At 44.0% G+C, this 16,877-nt stretch carries 16 protein-coding genes; 7 read left to right on the top strand and 9 right to left on the bottom strand.

Annotated elements, in window-relative coordinates; translation table 11 throughout:
- Positions 1-18 precede the first annotated feature (18 nt).
- A complete protein-coding gene (locus DFP76_RS17235; RefSeq protein ID WP_113875799.1) occupies positions 19-960 on the top strand; it encodes an AEC family transporter in 942 nt (313 codons plus the stop codon).
- Between the two features lie 88 nt (positions 961-1,048).
- Here DFP76_RS17235 and galU read toward each other — a convergent pair whose 3' ends face one another.
- Together galU and DFP76_RS17225 are read right to left on the bottom strand one after the other, a co-directional pair.
- Positions 1,049-1,885, bottom strand: a complete 837-nt coding sequence (galU, locus tag DFP76_RS17230) for a UTP--glucose-1-phosphate uridylyltransferase GalU (protein WP_113875798.1) — start codon at positions 1,883-1,885, stop codon at positions 1,049-1,051.
- A gap of 74 nt (positions 1,886-1,959) precedes the next feature.
- Positions 1,960-2,841, bottom strand: coding sequence for an ArgP/LysG family DNA-binding transcriptional regulator (locus DFP76_RS17225; RefSeq protein WP_113875797.1), 882 nt, complete (start codon positions 2,839-2,841; stop codon positions 1,960-1,962).
- An 88-nt stretch (positions 2,842-2,929) separates the two neighbouring features.
- Between DFP76_RS17225 and DFP76_RS17220 the strand changes: the two genes are divergently transcribed.
- Positions 2,930-3,535 carry a LysE/ArgO family amino acid transporter gene (locus tag DFP76_RS17220; RefSeq protein ID WP_113875796.1) on the top strand — a complete coding sequence of 202 codons (606 nt, stop codon included), beginning with the start codon at positions 2,930-2,932 and terminating at the stop codon, positions 3,533-3,535.
- Between the two features lie 27 nt (positions 3,536-3,562).
- Here the strand turns inward: DFP76_RS17220 and DFP76_RS17215 are convergent, their stop codons facing one another.
- The 5 genes from DFP76_RS17215 to betI all read right to left on the bottom strand — a co-directional run bounded on the left by DFP76_RS17215 (position 3,563) and on the right by betI (position 8,835).
- Positions 3,563-4,846 (bottom strand): MFS transporter, encoded by a 1,284-nt coding sequence (locus tag DFP76_RS17215; protein WP_113875795.1) that lies wholly within the window; start codon positions 4,844-4,846, stop codon positions 3,563-3,565.
- Positions 4,847-5,058: 212 nt separating this feature from the next.
- Positions 5,059-6,246, bottom strand: coding sequence for a choline ABC transporter ATP-binding protein (gene choV, locus DFP76_RS17210; RefSeq protein WP_113875794.1), 1,188 nt, complete (start codon positions 6,244-6,246; stop codon positions 5,059-5,061).
- 3 nt (positions 6,247-6,249) lie between these two features.
- Complete coding sequence (gene choW / locus DFP76_RS17205; RefSeq protein ID WP_113875793.1) at positions 6,250-7,095, bottom strand: choline ABC transporter permease subunit; 846 nt, start codon at positions 7,093-7,095, stop codon at positions 6,250-6,252.
- Between the two features lie 84 nt (positions 7,096-7,179).
- The gene (locus DFP76_RS17200; RefSeq protein WP_113875792.1) at positions 7,180-8,115 is read right to left on the bottom strand and encodes a choline ABC transporter substrate-binding protein; all 936 of its coding nucleotides are present in this window, start codon (positions 8,113-8,115) and stop codon (positions 7,180-7,182) included.
- 120 nt (positions 8,116-8,235) lie between these two features.
- Positions 8,236-8,835: a transcriptional regulator BetI gene (gene betI, locus DFP76_RS17195; RefSeq protein WP_113875791.1), complete on the bottom strand. Its 600-nt coding sequence runs from the start codon at positions 8,833-8,835 to the stop codon at positions 8,236-8,238.
- A gap of 378 nt (positions 8,836-9,213) precedes the next feature.
- On the opposite strand from betI, the gene DFP76_RS17190 reads away from it, so the two are divergent.
- The 4 genes from DFP76_RS17190 to DFP76_RS17175 all read left to right on the top strand — a co-directional run bounded on the left by DFP76_RS17190 (position 9,214) and on the right by DFP76_RS17175 (position 13,146).
- On the top strand, positions 9,214-10,362 hold the full coding sequence (locus DFP76_RS17190) for a MalY/PatB family protein (RefSeq protein ID WP_113875790.1): 1,149 nt from the start codon (positions 9,214-9,216) through the stop codon (positions 10,360-10,362).
- Between the two features lie 198 nt (positions 10,363-10,560).
- Positions 10,561-11,352 (top strand): sterol desaturase family protein, encoded by a 792-nt coding sequence (locus tag DFP76_RS17185; RefSeq protein WP_113875789.1) that lies wholly within the window; start codon positions 10,561-10,563, stop codon positions 11,350-11,352.
- Positions 11,353-11,360: 8 nt separating this feature from the next.
- Complete coding sequence (locus DFP76_RS17180; protein WP_113875788.1) at positions 11,361-12,017, top strand: YceH family protein; 657 nt, start codon at positions 11,361-11,363, stop codon at positions 12,015-12,017.
- 88 nt (positions 12,018-12,105) lie between these two features.
- Positions 12,106-13,146: a Gfo/Idh/MocA family protein gene (locus tag DFP76_RS17175; RefSeq protein ID WP_113875787.1), complete on the top strand. Its 1,041-nt coding sequence runs from the start codon at positions 12,106-12,108 to the stop codon at positions 13,144-13,146.
- A gap of 78 nt (positions 13,147-13,224) precedes the next feature.
- Here the strand turns inward: DFP76_RS17175 and DFP76_RS17170 are convergent, their stop codons facing one another.
- Positions 13,225-14,013: an inositol monophosphatase family protein gene (locus DFP76_RS17170; protein WP_113875786.1), complete on the bottom strand. Its 789-nt coding sequence runs from the start codon at positions 14,011-14,013 to the stop codon at positions 13,225-13,227.
- A gap of 257 nt (positions 14,014-14,270) precedes the next feature.
- Here DFP76_RS17170 and trmJ point away from each other — a divergent pair, with 257 nt between their 5' ends.
- Positions 14,271-14,993, top strand: coding sequence for a tRNA (cytosine(32)/uridine(32)-2'-O)-methyltransferase TrmJ (gene trmJ, locus DFP76_RS17165; RefSeq protein WP_113875785.1), 723 nt, complete (start codon positions 14,271-14,273; stop codon positions 14,991-14,993).
- Between the two features lie 98 nt (positions 14,994-15,091).
- On the opposite strand, the gene gndA is transcribed toward trmJ, so the two are convergent.
- Positions 15,092-16,615, bottom strand: coding sequence for an NADP-dependent phosphogluconate dehydrogenase (gene gndA / locus DFP76_RS17160; protein ID WP_113875784.1), 1,524 nt, complete (start codon positions 16,613-16,615; stop codon positions 15,092-15,094).
- Between the last annotated feature and the right edge of the window lie 262 nt (positions 16,616-16,877).

The following is a 16,877-nucleotide window of genomic DNA, read 5'->3' as shown; positions in this document are numbered from 1 at the left end:
TAACACTAAGGAGTCTGTGTGTTTTCCATTTCACTTTCCATTTTACCGATTTTTGCTTTGTTAATGTTAGGTGCGTTTTGTCAGCGTTGGCGTTTCCCTATGGAAGGTTTTTGGCAAGGTGTGGATAAGCTGACGTATTGGTTGCTGTTCCCCGCTTTATTGTTTGCTAATACCTCTCAAATCGATTTTTCGAATGGTATGTTAGCCAGTTATGCCTTGATTTTATTGTTGGCTCTTGCGGTCACAGCGGTCTTTGTTTTTTCGATTACCTGGTTAATGCAGATTGAGGCGCCCACCGCCTCTTCTATGTTGCAAGCAGGCGTTCGCTTTAACACCTTTATCGTATTAGCTGTAGCGGGCAGTGTGTATGGCGATGAGGGTTTAGTGTTGGCGGTGTTAGGTGGCGCTATTCTGGTACCGTCGATTAATGTTTTTTTGGTGATTTCCATGGTGATTATGCATGGTTCCTCTTCAGGTAAAGATCATAGCTTGCCTAAATTATTAACTGGTGCCTTGATTCGTAATCCACTGATCCTTGCCATTGCTCTGGGTGTCAGTTTGAATTTAATGGGGCTAACGCCGATTTTAGTCATTTCTGATGTGGCGAATATGTTGGCAAAATCTGCTTTGCCTATGGTGTTGTTGGCGGTGGGTGCCAGTGTGAGAATGGATGCGATTCGTTCGGTAGGAGCGACTTTTTGGTTGTCAGCTGGTGCAAGATTTTTCGTTTTCCCTGCGAGCATTATTTTAGCGTGCTGGTGGTTAGACGTGACCGGCCTTCCTGCGCTAGTGGCTGTATTGTTTGGCTTTGTGCCAACCGCCACATCGGCATACGCTCTAGCCAGACAGCTGGGCGGCGATGCGGATAAAATGGCTGCTTATATTACGTTGCAAATTCTGATGTCAATTTTGACCTTGCCAATCTGTATTTGGTTGAGTCAGTTATTGATTCAATCCTAAAGGATGAAATAAGAGCGATAATAAAAAAAGCCAGTGCACTGTTTTTGTGCGCTGGCTTGTTTTGTCGTATTTAGCGGTTCTTTTTAGATTAGGACTCTGTTGGGTCTTTGTAGATGTTTTGGTAGCAGAAGTTGGTTGCATCAACGAAACCATCGACGCTACCACAGTCAAAACGTTTGCCTTTAAACTTATACGCTAAAACACAGCCTTCTTTTGCTTGTTGCATAATAGCGTCTGTAATTTGCACTTCGCCGTTACGACCAGGTGGCGTGTTGCGAATTTTATCGAAGATATCGGGAGTAAGAATGTAGCGACCGATAATAGCAAGGTTGGATGGCGCGTCTTCTTTCGCTGGTTTTTCAACCATGTCCGTCACTCGGAAAAGCCCTTCCATCATGGATTCACCTTTAATCACGCCGTATTTGTGTACTTCGTCTTCAGGTACTTCTTCAATCGCGACAATAGTACAACGGAATTGGTTGTAGAGTTTTACCATTTGCGCCATGACACCATCATCTTCACCGAAGCAAAGGTCATCAGCTAAGACAACGCCGAAGGCTTCGTCGCCGATTAAAGGTTCGCCGGTCAAAATGGCATGACCAAGGCCTAACATGTTGTTTTGACGTGTAAAAGAGAAGTTAACATTGTCGATAAGGTGACGAATGCCTTCAAGGTATTTTTCTTTGCTGGAGCCTGAGATTTGGTGTTCCAACTCGTAACTGATATCAAAGTGATCAGCAATGGCTCGTTTGCCTCGACCAGTAACAAAAGTCACATTGTTAAGGCCTGCTGCTGTTGCTTCTTCCACACCGTATTGCACTAGAGGTTTGTTAACAATAGGAAGCATTTCTTTGGGCATGGACTTAGTGGCTGGCAAAAAACGGGTGCCGTAGCCTGCAACAGGGAATAGACATTTGCGTATCATAGTTTTTCCTTAAAATGGCTGTGTAAAGTGGCTGTCCAAACGTGGGCATAGCCAGCCTGTTTCTCTAATGGCCTTTAGTATAGGACATCTTGTGTGACAGTTTTTATCACCTTAGTTAAGCGATCCAATATTGGGGCGTTAAGTTTGTACCAATGCCAATAAAGTGGCAAGGCGATTTTGTCACTTGGAAACAGGGAAATCAGCTGCCCGTTTTCTAACTGCTGTTTAACCTGGACACTAGGGACTAAAGCACAGACTGTGCCACCCATGACAAGTTCTACGAAACCGTGTGAAGATGGGTACCAATGACTGTTAATGACATCCGCTTTTATTTTTAAACATTCCGTTTGATAACGCTCCCACAACTCATCGTTTTCGTTATAGACCAGAGAAGGGGAGTTAGCAACGGAATGGACACTGACGTCACCGTGCAGATAGTCATTAATAAAAGATTGAGTTGCGACCAACTCGTAACTCATATTACCCAAAAATACCACATCACCACCTGCGACGGGTGTACCTACTTGGCTTAAACAAGCCACTACTTGCCCACTCTGCAGCATGCTGCGAGTTTGGAGTTGGTCAGCCGCTTTGATGTGTAATTTGGTGGTGCTGATGTTAGCAAACTCTTGCATTACCTGAATAAACCATGTGGCCAGCACGTCATTGTTGGTCGCAATATTAAGTGGTTGGTGACTAACTTCCCCTTGAATGCTCTCCTGTAAGCCCTCTTCTAGCAAACTCACCTTATTTAAATGGGCAAGAAGCTTTTCTCCTAACGGGGTTGCCACTACGGGTCTGGCGCGAATCAATAAAGGGCGCCCATACTCCAACTCTAGACGTTTGATGTTTTGCGATACCGCTGATTGTGTGATGTGAAGTGCCGTGGCTGCCTTGTCAAAGCTTTGGTATTTCACCACCGCCTGTAAGCTGATCAGTGCTTTATAATCGAACATAAGTTTTAGTAATGCAGTTTAAATTTAATTAATTTTAATTTAGTGGTCTCTTTGCATAAGATCAAGTCAATTATTAGGAGATGAACTTATGTTAGCTTTAATGAGTGGTGCAATCACAGGTGGTGGTTTGATTATTGCGGTGGGTGCGCAGAACAGTTTTTTATTAGAGCAAGCACTAAAACGTCATTATGCGTTTCCCTTGGCATTGTTGTTTATTGTGAGTGATGCGATTTCCATGATGCTGGGTGCCTTTGGGCTTGGGTTATTGTTGCAAACGCATGACTGGTTACTGGCGATTTCTCGTTGGGGCGGTGTCGCATTTTTGGTCTGGTTTGCTTACGGTAAATGGCGAGCGTCTTTTCTAGAAGAGCATTTAATTTTGGAGCTGTACACCAAAAAACTCGCTATTTGGCCTCTGTTTATGATGGCCTTAGCTGTGACTTGGTTAAACCCACATTTTTATTTAGACACTATGATTTTGATCGGCAGTTTGGCTAATCAATGGCAAGAAGCGAAATGGCAGTTTGTCATGGGTGGTGTATTGGCCTCCATTGCGTGGTTTCTATCCTTAGCGTTTGTTGGACGATTGTGTGCCGCCTTACTAGAGAAAGCGAGCTTTTGGCGTTGGTTTAATCGCATCAATGCGTTATTGATTTGGTTTATTGCCTTTCAAATTGCCACCCAGCCTTTATAAGGAGGGTGGCTTGAAAAAACGGAGTAGTTAGAGCTTGATTTCCACCTCGTGGCTTTTCTCTTCGGTTTGAATGGATGAGTCGGCTTCGACCAGCATCTCTGCGGTGGCAACGGACGATACGGTCAGCGCCACTGGAATCTGATCCCCTTGTTCTTCGATAACCATCGCAGGTTGCGCATTAATTCGGTACAAGGCCATTAGAATGACAAAAATATTCATGAAAGACACGAACCAGAAAAGCGCGTTTAAGCTGATCCAATCCATCAAAATAGCGGCCACCAAAGGACCAATCATCCCGCCGACGCCATTTAGCAAGATAATGCCGCTACTGGCAGATAAAATTTGCTCCGGTCTAAGCTGATCATTAATGTGTGATGATGCCAGTGAATACATGGGAAAGATAAAGGCACCAATCATAAACATCCCGACCATCATGATGATCTGGTTATCCATGTTGTAGCCAAACGGCACAATCAGCGCGGTTACGCCTCCGACAATGGCAACCCACAAAATGGTGACCCGTCGATCTTGTCGGTCTGATAATAAGCCAATTGGCCATTGTAATAACATGCCACCTATGTAGCTGGCACCCGTAAAAAGGGATATTTGGATGATGTTCATACCTATGCTTTTGGCATACAAAGCCCCTAAGCTGAGCATCGCCCCCGATGTAATACCAGCAATAGTGACTCCTGTTACACCCAGTGGTGCGGTTCGAACCAACCCCATGATGTTGAGCTTTTCTGGAATATCAATGGTCGGCGATGGGGTTCTGACCAATAATAAGGGGACCAAAGCCAAAGAAATCAATACGGACGTTAGAATGAAAAGTCCGTAACCTCCTGGCGAAGCAATGTTCAGCAGTGCTTGGCCAAATGTCTGGCAAGCCCAAATCTCAATAATATAAATGGAAAATAAGCGACCACGTGTGGTGTTGGTGGAAATTTCATTTAGCCAACTTTCGGTGACAATAAACAAGGCGGCGTAGCATAATCCAGTACACATACGCATAAAGATCCAAAACCAAGGGTTAACCAATACGGACTGCATAAGGATGGTGATTGAGGCGAGAGAAGCCACCGCCGCGAAAACTCGAATGTGACCAACGTTCTTGATCCAGTTTGGCACAATCAAGGAACCCACAATGAAACCTAAATAATAGGCCGACATGATTAACCCTGTCGCGGACGTATTGAACTCTTCAATGGACGCACGGATACCGATAAGCGAGCTTTGCAGGGCGCTGGCTATGGTTAAAATCGCAATGCCAAAGAGTAAGCTCCAGATAGGCAGCAGGGTTTGCTTTAACATGTCATGTCCTTGTTCATTTCACTGGAAAATCTGATAAAAAGCAGCTGGTTAATATTTCGGCAGACTATACCGATAGATTTCTTGAATGCAATGCTTATTCTTCGTGAGAGAAAGGTTTTTTGGTCTGCTCTAAAAGCATAATTAAAGTGCGGGAAGCGTGAGGACACAATACAAAAAAGCGAACCAGTTCGGTTCGCTTTTTTTAGTATAAATTAGAGGCTTTCATCTCGTCCGAAATGCTTGCCTAATAAGGCGTGATAGAAGTTGTGATCCTGCAACACACCAAGACATTGATCTCCTTCCATGAGAATCATAAATTGGTCTGCGTGATAACGAATTTCAACCGCTTCACGCATGGCAATGTTTGCTGGCACAAGGAAGACCGCTTCTTTTGGTGTATTGGCTAAAATGGTCTCAGGCGTCCAATCTACAGTCGCTATTTCACCATTATGATTATGAGCTTTGATTAGCTTACCACCATCCAATTCAATCCAAGCGTCATCATTGACCATGATACGACCATCTTTTACCGCTAATTGATCAATCGCTGTCATCAAAGAACGACCACGTAATACATTGAGTGGGTTGGTGTGCGCAACAAATTTCTCAACGTACTCTGTCGCTGGATTCAAGACGATTTGCTCTGGCGTATCTTCTTGGATAATACGAGCAGATTCCATGATGGCGATTTTTGTACCAATTTTAAGCGCTTCGTCTAGGTCATGGCTGACAAAAATAATGGTTTTATTTAAACGCTTCTGTAATTCGATTAATTCGTCTTGTAACTGAGAACGAATTAACGGGTCCAGTGCAGAGAAAGGTTCATCCATTAAGAGTACATCTGTGTCCATGACAAAAGCACGTGCTAAACCAACACGTTGACGCATACCACCAGATAGTTCGTCAGGCTTTTTGTCGGCCCACTGGTCCAAGCTCACCATCTTCAATTGCTCGCGAGCTTTTTGAAGACGTTCTTCTTTCGGCATGCCTTGCATCTCGAGTCCGAAAGCCACGTTTTCTAGTACGGTAAGCCAAGGCATCAGAGCAAAACTTTGGAACACCATAGAGACACGATGAGTACGCATATGACGTAGAGTGGTTTCATCACACTTCGCCATATCAATCATCTTATCGCCATCTCTAACTAGGCAGCGACCACGAGCAATTTTATTTAAGCCATTCACTGCTCGCAGAAGAGTCGATTTACCAGAGCCTGATAGGCCCATTAATACACATATTTCACCTTCATTGACTTCGATGTTGGCATTTTGCACACCAACTACATCGCCAGACATGCCTAGAATTTCATCACGGCTGTGACCTTTGTCCATTAAGGGCAAGGTTTTCTCTTGATTGTCGCCGAAAACAATGTCGACATTTTCAATGGATACAACAGTCATGAATTAAACCTCGTTCTTAACGGATGGGGTTTTACAAATACGGTCAAGAATGATGGCCACCAAGACAATGGCAACACCCGCTTCAAAACCTTGAGAGATGTTTACGGTGTTCAGTGCACGTACAACCGGTTTACCGAGTCCGTCTGCGCCAACGAGAGCGGCAATGACCACCATAGAAAGAGACAGCATGATACATTGAGTTACCCCTGCCATAATGCTTGGCATGGCTGCTGGTAGCTCAACTTTGTAAAGCAGTTTAGATTTGGTACAACCAAAGGCTAAGCCCGCTTCTAATAATTCATTTGGTACCTTGCTAACGCCTAGGTAAGTCAGGCGAATCGGTGCGGCAATGGCAAATATAATGGTTGAGATCAGACCCGGTACATAACCTAATCCAAATAGAATGAGTGTTGGGATGAGGTAAACAAAGGTTGGAATGGTTTGCATTAAATCCAACATAGGGCGTAATAAAGTATACAGCCAAGGTCGATGCGCTGCTGCGATGCCAATTGGCACACCGATGAGTACGCTTATCGCGGTAGCAGACACAACCAGCACTAGGGTTTGGATGGTCTCAACCCAATAGCCCATATTAATAATGAGTAACAAAGCGGCGGCAATAAAAACCAGCAGGCCGATACTGCGATGAAGGAACCATGCACCGGCTAACACAACGCCAATGACAACTAAAGGATGAAGCCATTCAATGGCATCAACCATAGAAATAATCATAGTTTCTAGTGTGATTGAAACTAGGTCGAAAAAAACGGAAGCCGCATCAACTAGCCAATCGACAAAGTTTTCCATCCAAGCGCCAAGAGGAATTTTATTATCCGTCAGCCAATTCATATAAGTGTTCTCCCGAAGATTAAATAAGACATGTTATGCAGCCGAGTGGACTGCATAACATGGTGAGGTGTGACAAAGAGGGTATTAAAGCCCTAGGTGTGCTTTAACAGCACTTAGGCCATTGCTACCAGAAGTCGTGTTAACGCCTTCTAACCAAGCATCAAGAACGCCTGGGTTCGCTTTTAACCAATCACGAGCAGCAACATTCGGCTTCTTACCATCGTCAAGAATGGCGCCCATGACTTCGTTTTCCATTGGCAATGAGAATTTCAGGTTAGTGAGCAATTTACCAACATTTGGACATTCTTCTAAATAGCCTTTACGGATATTAGTGTGCACGTTTGCACCACCGAAATTAGGACCGAAATAATCATCACCACCTGCTAGGTATTCCATATCGAAGTTGGCGTTCATTGGATGTGGTGCCCAACCTAAGAATACAATCCATTTACCACGGCGAGTGTTACGGCTTACTTGTGACAACATGCCGGCTTCACTGGACTCAACCAATTGGAAGTCACCAAGACCAAACGCGTTTGAGTCGATCATGTCTTGGATGATGCGGTTACCGTCGTTACCTGGCTCAATACCATAGATACGACCAGAGAAATCTTTACGGTGTTTGGCAATGGCTGCAAAATCGGTGACACCAGCTTCATAAGCATTTTTGCTAACGGCCAATGTGTATTTAGCGCCTTTTAGGTTTGGACCAAGGTCTTCAACTGTGCCGGCTTTTAGGTAAGGTTCGATATCCGCTTGCATGGTTGGCATCCAGTTTCCTAAGAAAACATCGATGTCACCGTTAGCAAGTGAAGTGTAAGTGACCGGGACAGAAAGCAATTGAGTTTTGGATTTGTATCCTAGGCCTTCTACCACTTCGCTCGTAATGGCAGTTGTTGCTGTAATGTCAGTCCAACCTACATCAGAAAAACGTACTGTTGAGCAGCTGGCTGCCATTGTGAAGCCTGACACACTAGCCAAACTAATGGCGATCGCGGTTTTTGTTGCTTTGTTTAACATACCTTACCCTCTCTTTTGTGATAATCAAAAATTGATTAGTGCTATATTGTCATTGCAATATAGAGCTTTCTACCTTGCTCCATGGTGTATTATTCGACCATTTTTAGCATTTACTGTTACTTAATGTGAGTGATAGCCTCTATCAGGCATGACCAAATCTAAGTAATCTTCTATCAGTTTAGCTGATGTTTCTTTGTGGATACCGCCAGCCAAAGATCCTTGTAACCACATACCATCAATCATCGCCGCTACAGTGCAAGCTACATTACGAGCTTGCGCCACTGGAAATTCGGTTTTTAATACATGCACCAAAGCGCTTTGAAGACGCTTAGAATAAACACGTTGTAAACGAAACAGTGACGGAGTGTGCATGGCTGACGCCCAAAAGCCCATCCAAGCTTTGACCACTTGGGGATGGGTTTGAGATTGACTAAAGCCTGCTTTAACTATAGCCATCACTTTATCTTTAGCGGGTTTATCTTTCGATTTCATGACTTCGTCAGATAAAACTTCAAAAAATTCACGAATCAAGCTTTTCATGGTCTCTTCAAACAGACCGTCTTTGCCACCAAAGTAATGGTTAATAATGGCAGGTGAGACGCCTGCTTTTTTGCCAATAACACTGACGGTAGCACCAGAAAAACCATATTTATCAATGGCTTTAATGGCGGCCTCGATGAGCTGAGGCTTACGTATTTCGGGCATTCCTACTTTGGGCATTGATGAACCTTTTTATTAAACAGCTGTTTAACGAAAACTATACTAGGCTGATTGTGCAATTTAGGTCAACCCTTGACAATTCTAAATATTAGTACTCTAAGCAATTTAACTATATGATTTAATTGGAAAAAATATGCTTTTAAATTTTTTTGAGGTCTTTTTTGAGAAGTCTTATGTCGGTTTGGGATAAAAAATAAGCAAGAGGTTGCATTTTTTGGTCAAATTTCCCATGAGAAACGGGTTATTTAGTTGGAATTTTTAATGACGGTTTTGTGTTAGATATTGTGAGATGAAGGCCATAGGGGGCTCACAAGTTCTCGTTATTTATCAATGAACTGGGTATGATGAAGGTTAAACTGATGAGTGGAGCTTTGTCTGATGGATGTATCTTCTTCTGTATTTGACCGTGTTATTGATCGTTCTGAAATGAGTAGTGATAAGTGGGCAAAGTACCCTGAACAAGTGATTCCAATGTGGGTGGCTGACATGGATTTTGATGCGCCTGAGTGCATCAAAACGGCTCTTAAAGATCGAGTTGAGCAAGGTGTATTTGGCTACACACATACTCCGAACGCTTTAGTTCTGGCTATTCAGAATCATCTTAACGCTCGTTATGCTTGGTCCATTTCTGGTAACCATTTAGTGCATCTGCCAGGATTAGTTTGTGCTCTACATTTAAGTGTTCAAATCTTTTCAGAGAAAGGTGATGGTATCGTCGTGCCTGGGCCGGTTTATTATCATTTGACTAAGGCACCAGAGCTCGCTGGTCGTGAATTACACAAGATTGACATGATATTGCAGGATGACCGCTGGTTGCCTGATATGCAGGCCTTTGAAGCAGCATGTGCTAAGCAAAACAGTAAAATGGTGCTGTTATGCAATCCTCATAATCCTGGTGGTACGGTATTTCGTCGTGAAGAGTTGCTTGCTATCCACTCGATTGCTGAGAAATATGACTTAGTCGTGGTCAGTGATGAGATTCACTGCGACCTTATTTTGGATGATTTACCTCATATTCCTTTTGCTAGCCTAAATGAGGATGCGGCTCAACGTACGATTACCTTAATGGCACCAAGCAAGACCTTCAACATCGCTGGATTAGGCTATGCCTTTGCGGTGATAGAAAATGCCAAGTTGCGACAAAGATTCAAGCAAGCAAGAGCTGGCTTAGTGGCTTCCCCAAATATGTTGGGTTTAATTGCTGCCACGTCAGCGTATGAGGATGGACAGCAGTGGCACCAGAGTTTATTGGAGTATTTGCGCCAAAACCGCGATTACTTGTCTCAGCGCTTGGCTGATACGCCACTGAAGATGAATCATTTAGAAGGAACCTATCTTGCTTGGATTGATGCCTCTGACTTGCCTGTTGAAGATCCATATGAATTTTTCTTAAGCGCAGGCGTAGGTGTGTCATCGGGTAAGGACTTCGGCAATGCCTCATTTGTTAGACTAAACTTTGGTTGTCCGATGAGTCTTCTTCAGCAAGCTTTAGATCGTATTGAGGCGGCCTTAGCAAAGGTTGTTTGATGCATGAAGAGGTACCTCACGTTATGAGATGGGCATGTTTGTATTGATTACTATGTCATCGGGCCTGTTCTAAGGAACTTATAACGTGAGTGTCAGTCATATTGTATTGTGCATTGCAGGAGTGCAATTCACTCATTCATGATGGTCTTTGACATAGCGGGATGCACTGCTTTAAGTATCAACTTGCTTGTGTGCTAAATGATTGATTTTTCTGTTCGTTTTGGTTTTTTTGCGATCATTTTGGTGTGCCTAATTGGTTGGCAATGGTGGCAACCGAGAAGTGCCTTATTATTGTGGCGTAAACGTTGGCCACATAATTTATTCTTGTTAGCTTTAGGGGCGATTTGCGTTCGTCTCATTCAGCCTCTTTTGTTGTCGTTTATTGCTTTATTAGGTAACGATGTCGGTTTATTCTCTCAATTGTCTTGGCCAACTTGGCTGACGATTTTATTAAGTATTGTTTGTCTGGATTGTTTGATCTATTGGCAACATAGGCTTTTTCACCGAATTCCTTGGTTATGGCGCATTCATCGCGTTCACCATTCCGATCCTGAGTTAGACGTTAGCTCGGCGGTACGTTTCCATCCTATTGAAATCATTTTGTCTTTGGCGATTAAAGCGACGGCCGTTTATCTGTTAGGGATTCCTGTTATTGCCGTTTTGCTGTTCGATATTTTATTGAACGCGTCAGCCATGTTTAATCACACTAATGCTCGTTTACCACATCCAGTGGAATCGATCGTCCGGCGTGTTCTTGTGACACCAGACATGCACCGCATTCATCATTCGCGTCGAGACATTGAAGCAAATCGTAATTTTGGTTTTTTTCTGAGTATTTGGGATGGGATATTTGCGACTAAATGTCAGCAGGCGCTTGGAGGCGATGCGGCTATCCGCATTGGCTTACCGAATACTAAAACATATCAACCTAATTCGTTTAAAGCGCTATTAATCATGCCCTTTAAATTGGTCATTCGTAAACAAAAATAGGGAATATTATGAGCTACCATGAAATTAATTTTATCGAAATGCGCGTTATTGGTTGCCTCATTGAGAAAGCCATTACGACTCCAGAATATTATCCATTGAGCCTGAATTCATTACAAACCGCTTGTAACCAAAAGTCTAATCGTGAGCCTGTGATGACCTTGTCAGAGCAAGACGTTCAGGATGCAGTGGACTCCCTTGTTGAGCGTGGATTGATAACAGAAGTGGCTGGTGGCCACAGCCGTGTAAGCAAATATCAACATCGATTCTGTAATACTGAGTTTTCGGACCTGAAATTCGATGCCGCACAAACCGCGGTGATTTGTTTGCTATTTTTACGAGGGCCACAAACACCAGGTGAGCTGCGTTCTCGAAGTGGGCGTTTATATGATTTTGACTCAAGAGAGGAAGTGGAAGCCGCTCTGGAGGCTCTGAAAAACATGGTAGGTGGTCCTTATGTTGAAGTCTTACCCAAACAAGCGGGCAAGCGAGAAGCGCGATTTCAAGAGTGCTTTTGCCTAGATTCTGAACGAGTCACTGTCTCAACTAAAGAAGAGGCATATCCAATGAGTAATGCTTCTCTTGAAAGTAGAGTCAATGAATTAGAGTCTCAGGTATCGAGTTTAATGGAGCGAATTCAAGCGTTAGAAAATGCCAGTGGACTATAATGACCTTTAGGGTCAAACTTAGGGCATTTTTTACGGCTCGGTTGTTTCGTCTGAAATGACCGCATTTGGTTAGGTTGAGGGGGAAGCGATGAAGACATTACGCTGGGGAATTATCGGTACAGGGCAAATCGCCAATGCATTTGCGAGTGATTTCCGTTATGTGAAGTCGGGAGAGCTTACGGCGGTCGCTTCAAGGAGTAAAGCGTCTGCTGATGCCTTTTCGGCGAAATATGACATAGAGCTGGCGTTTGTGGATTACTTCTCCTTGATCAATAGCCATGAAGTCGATGTGATTTATATTGCTACTCCACATGTACATCACTTTGACCTAGCGAAAGCCTGTATCTTAGCGGGTAAAGCGGTATTGTGTGAGAAGCCTTTTACCCTAAATGAGGCGCAAGCGAGCGAGCTTTATGAATTAGCTGAGCGACATGAAGTTTTTGTTATGGAAGCCATGTGGACCCGTTTTAACCCTGTGATTGAGCAGGTATTGGAATGGGTTGAAGAAGGAGAAATTGGCCATTTACAAAGCATTCAAGCGAGCTTTAACTTTGTCGCACCAACCGATCCGAATCATAGGCTAATGAATCTTGAAATGGGTGGTGGGGCTTTGTTGGATGTGGGTATTTACCCTGTGTTCTTAGCTCAGCTGTTCTTTGGTAAGCCGGATTTTGTTCAAAACCAAGCCGTCATTGGTGACACGGATGTGGATGTATTTGAGCAAATTTTGTTGGGGTGGGAAAACGGGCAGCTGGCGTCATTGGAAGCGTCCTTGATTTCTTGTCATCCGAATCGTGCGATTCTATCGGGTACAAAAGGCTATATCGAAATTGATTCTGAATGGTTCTGTGCAAAGTCGTGCCGCATAGTGGATGAGGCTAAAAATGAACGTGCTGTCGAATTTGATTTCCCTGGTATGGGCTATCAATTTGAAGTAGATGAGGTCAACCGTTGTTTGGAAGAAGGTCTACTGCAAAGCCCCAATCATAGCTGGCAAGACAGTTTGGCATTATTAGCCACACTCGATGAAGTACGTCAGGATATGGGCTTGTATTACCCAGCAGAAGAACAGCCGTCTCATGAGGACTTAGAGCATCATCATCATGAGCATAGCCATCATAAGCATTAAACAGGCGGTCCTTGATAATAAAAAGCCTCGTGACCAAATCTTGGTAACGAGGCTTTTTTGTGTTCAATATAGAAAAGCTTAATTAAGGTGTTTGTTTAGTACAGGTAATAACACTTTAAATAAGCGTGGCGCAGCACAAAGCACGTCACCTTTTTCCAAACTTGGAGAACCATCAAACGCCGCAATTAAAGCACCAGCTTCTTTGGCGATAAACAGAGGTGCTTGCATTTCCCATTCTTGTAACTTAATGCCCCAAGCACCGTCTAAGCGGCCTGCCGCAACGTTGGCTAGCATCAGTGCTGGCGCATCTTGCATGACAACGCGAGCGCCTTGTTGAGCGACATCAGAAAGTACTGCCAATTGGCCTTCAAGGTAGGTTGATGTGCGATCTGTTGCAGGGAATTGAGCGGCCAATGTAGTGCCTTCTAGTGCACGAGCAGAACTGCTGCGGATTCGAGAATTATTCAAGTAAGCGCCGCGGCCTTTACTTGCGTAGAATTCATCTCGAGTGTGAGGGTTAAGCACTAGGGCGTGCTCTACTTTACCGGCAACCACATAACTGATGGTAATCACATGACCTGCTAACCCACGTGTGAATAGGTGTTGTCCTTGAATCGCATCGATAATCCATTCGCCTTCTTCGCCAGTTTGTACTGAACCTTGTAAACGAGTGGTGATGGTATCCGCTGGGTAAGCTTTTTCTAGATGGTAAACAATGCTGCGCTCAGCACCAGAACAAACGGCAGCGTAAACTTCCGCAGAGGATTTACCTTGTTCCTTATCAAATAATAATTTCTCTTGAGAATGAACTATGTATTCTGCAGCGGCACGAGCTGCTTTTATTGCGACATTGATTCTAGGTTGCATAATTTACCGTCATTAATTCGTCATTAAACATGTACTGCTCACCCTTTGTGAGGGAGAGCCAGTTGCCAGATAAAGTGTTAAAGAGCGGGCGTGCCAGATGCGAGATCTGGGAGCCAAAATTTGAGCGCGAATTCTAGCTTAATAATCCCACATTAGCCAGAGAAAAGTTGACGAAAAACTAACCAATCAAATGAATCTCAAAGAATATCTGTTAACATGCGTGGGTTTATATTATTTCTTAGCTGGTATCTAACATCATGCAAAATAAAGTTCGCATCGTTCTCGTGAATACGTCTCATCCTGGCAATATAGGAGGCGCTGCTCGGGCGATGAAAAATATGGGCTTGGCAGACCTTTATCTAGTGGCGCCAAGAGATTACCCAAGTCAAGAGGCGGTGAGTCGAGCGTCTGGGGCGACCGACATTTTGGAAAATGCCGTGGTCGTTGACACCTTAGAAGAAGCCCTAGCGGATTGCCAGCTAGTTATTGGTACCAGCGCTCGTGAACGTACCATACCTTGGCCACTGGTAGATCCTCGAGAGTCTGCTGACTTGGTATTTAATGAAGGTTTAGAAACGGCTTTTGTATTCGGCCGTGAAGACAGAGGTCTGACAAATGAAGAGTTGCAGCGTTGTCATTACCATGTGCACATTCCTTCTGTTGCCTCTTTTAGTTCATTGAATCTCGGCGCCGCGGTGCAGGTGATTGCTTACGAGTTACGCATGAAGTTTCTTGCTACACAAGATGCACCAGCAGTACAGAATAAATGGGATGTGCCAGCGGCTACTGTAGAGCAAGTGGATTATTTGTTAGTGCATTTAGAAAAGGTCTTAGTCGACATTGAGTTTCTGGACCCAGAGATGCCGATGCAGGTTATGACGAGATTTAGACGTTTATTTCAACGCTCCCGTCTCGATCAACAAGAATATGGTATGTTGCGTGGTATGCTGACGTCGATGGAAAAACAAGCCAAGTCTTAATATCCTGGCTCTGTTATAAAATTGACAAGGGCAGAGACAAAAAAACCACGATTTCTATCTATTGAAAATCGTGGTTTTTTTTTCACCTAAGCAGTGATTTAGGCTTTACGTTCAGGGCGACCACTTTCTTGCCAGAAAGTATGATATTTCTGACCTGGTTCGCCGTCGACTCTTTCGTATGTATGAGCACCGAAATAGTCACGTTGAGCTTGTAGTAAATTCGCTGGAACCACTTCAGAGCGGTAGCCATCAAAGTAGGCCAGTGCTGAGAAAAATGATGGTGTCGGAATGCCAGATTGTGCAGCCAGAACCACAGCTTTACGTAAGCCTTTTTGTTTGCTTGCCATCGCGTCTGCAAAGTAATCGCTCAACAACAAGTTTTCCAACTCTGGGTTGTCAGTAAAGGCGTCTGCGATCTTTTGTAGGAAAGAGGCTCGAATGATACAGCCTCCGCGCCAGATCTTCGCGATGTCACTGAAGTTAAGTGTCCAGTTATACTCTTTTTGTGCCGCTCGCATAATTTGAAAGCCTTGAGCATAAGCACAAATCTTCGCACAATACAGTGCTTCTTCAATGGCGGCTTCTACTTCGCTGGCTTCAATTTCACCACTTTCCACATCCGCAACCAGCTTGTCAGCCGCTTGCTCACGCTCAGCGGTTAGCGTGCTTAGGGCTCGTGCATAAACCGATTCACTGATGATGCCCGCAGGCACGCCCATTTGTGTGGCGCTAATTGAGGTCCAGCGACCTGTGCCTTTTTGCCCCGCACTGTCTAGAATCATATCCACCAATGGTGCGCCAGTTTGATGATCGTATTGCTGTAGAATGTCCGCAGAAATTTCGACTAGGTAACTGTTAAGAACACCTTGGTTCCATTTCTCGAATAACTTACCAATTTCTTCTGGCTCGTATCCCAGCAGAGAACGCAATAGGTGATAGGCTTCACAAATTAATTGCATGTCAGCGTATTCAATGCCGTTGTGAACCATTTTGACATAGTGTCCTGCGCCATCAGGTCCAAGGTAAGCGGTACAAGGCTCTCCTTCCGTAACCGGTTTACCAGGTGTATTGCTAACAATTGGGTTACCGTCTTGATCGACTTTAGCCGCTACGGCTTCCCACATAGGTTGTAAATATTTCCAGGAATCGGCATCCCCACCAGGCATTAAAGACGGGCCAAATCGTGCACCAACTTCACCACCAGAGACTGCGGTACCAAAGAACTTAAATTGCTCCTTGTATTCCGCTTCGCGTCGAATGGTATCTGTCCATTGGCTATTGCCACAGTCGACGACAATGTCATCTGCTTCTAAACCGGCTTTGATTAGGTTTTGGCAAACCGCATCAACCGGTTTTCCAGCTGGCACCAAAACCACAATAACGCGGGGTTTAACTAAATTAGATAGCATGTCTTCCATGCTGTCGCAGCCGATAATTCGAGCTGGAGCCGAAGGGTCAGGACGTTCGGCTGCTTCGGTCGCCAAAACATCTTTTACTTTATGTGTGTCAAGATCAAAACCTGCAACTCGGTAGCCATGATCAGCTAAGTTTAAGGCCAAGTTTTTTCCCATGACACCCAGGCCGACAAATCCAATATTGCAGTTCTGATTTGTTTCTAACATAAATATCGATCAACCTTTTGAACAATTGGGGGAATTGAGGAAATTATCTTACCATGAAGAGATGAATATCAGGAGGTAATAAGGGCCGGAAAAATTCAAAAAAGTAGATTTTTTTATACTTTTTTATCAGAAACCTTAGTCTTTATGGGGGATTTCATCAGTAAAAAGCGCATATTATGACCTTATCTTTTGTGAGGTATTTTTTTGGTAAGTGATTTTCTGGTTAGTAGAAAGACTACTAAAAAGAAAGAAAACTACAAAA

The sequence above is a fragment of the Marinomonas aquiplantarum genome (assembly GCF_003314975.1).
Lineage (GTDB): Bacteria > Pseudomonadota > Gammaproteobacteria > Pseudomonadales > Marinomonadaceae > Marinomonas > Marinomonas aquiplantarum.
The sequence above is the reverse complement of the archived record's forward strand: the minus strand, read 5'-3'. Positions and strand labels throughout refer to the sequence as shown.

What these genes read in the sequence shown, in the direction of transcription:
- DFP76_RS17190 (WP_113875790.1), top strand. Translation starts at nt 9,214, where the DNA reads ATGGATGTATCTTCTTCTGTATTTGACCGTGTTATTGATCGTTCTGAA.
- DFP76_RS17200 (WP_113875792.1), bottom strand. Translation starts at nt 8,115, where the DNA reads ATGTTAAACAAAGCAACAAAAACCGCGATCGCCATTAGTTTGGCTAGT.
- choV (WP_113875794.1), bottom strand. Translation starts at nt 6,246, where the DNA reads ATGACTGTTGTATCCATTGAAAATGTCGACATTGTTTTCGGCGACAAT.
- betI (WP_113875791.1), bottom strand. Translation starts at nt 8,835, where the DNA reads ATGCCCAAAGTAGGAATGCCCGAAATACGTAAGCCTCAGCTCATCGAG.
- DFP76_RS17220 (WP_113875796.1), top strand. Translation starts at nt 2,930, where the DNA reads ATGTTAGCTTTAATGAGTGGTGCAATCACAGGTGGTGGTTTGATTATT.
- DFP76_RS17215 (WP_113875795.1), bottom strand. Translation starts at nt 4,846, where the DNA reads ATGTTAAAGCAAACCCTGCTGCCTATCTGGAGCTTACTCTTTGGCATT.
- trmJ (WP_113875785.1), top strand. Translation starts at nt 14,271, where the DNA reads ATGCAAAATAAAGTTCGCATCGTTCTCGTGAATACGTCTCATCCTGGC.
- gndA (WP_113875784.1), bottom strand. Translation starts at nt 16,615, where the DNA reads ATGTTAGAAACAAATCAGAACTGCAATATTGGATTTGTCGGCCTGGGT.
- DFP76_RS17175 (WP_113875787.1), top strand. Translation starts at nt 12,106, where the DNA reads ATGAAGACATTACGCTGGGGAATTATCGGTACAGGGCAAATCGCCAAT.
- galU (WP_113875798.1), bottom strand. Translation starts at nt 1,885, where the DNA reads ATGATACGCAAATGTCTATTCCCTGTTGCAGGCTACGGCACCCGTTTT.
- DFP76_RS17170 (WP_113875786.1), bottom strand. Translation starts at nt 14,013, where the DNA reads ATGCAACCTAGAATCAATGTCGCAATAAAAGCAGCTCGTGCCGCTGCA.
- DFP76_RS17225 (WP_113875797.1), bottom strand. Translation starts at nt 2,841, where the DNA reads ATGTTCGATTATAAAGCACTGATCAGCTTACAGGCGGTGGTGAAATAC.
- choW (WP_113875793.1), bottom strand. Translation starts at nt 7,095, where the DNA reads ATGAATTGGCTGACGGATAATAAAATTCCTCTTGGCGCTTGGATGGAA.
- DFP76_RS17180 (WP_113875788.1), top strand. Translation starts at nt 11,361, where the DNA reads ATGAGCTACCATGAAATTAATTTTATCGAAATGCGCGTTATTGGTTGC.
- DFP76_RS17185 (WP_113875789.1), top strand. Translation starts at nt 10,561, where the DNA reads ATGATTGATTTTTCTGTTCGTTTTGGTTTTTTTGCGATCATTTTGGTG.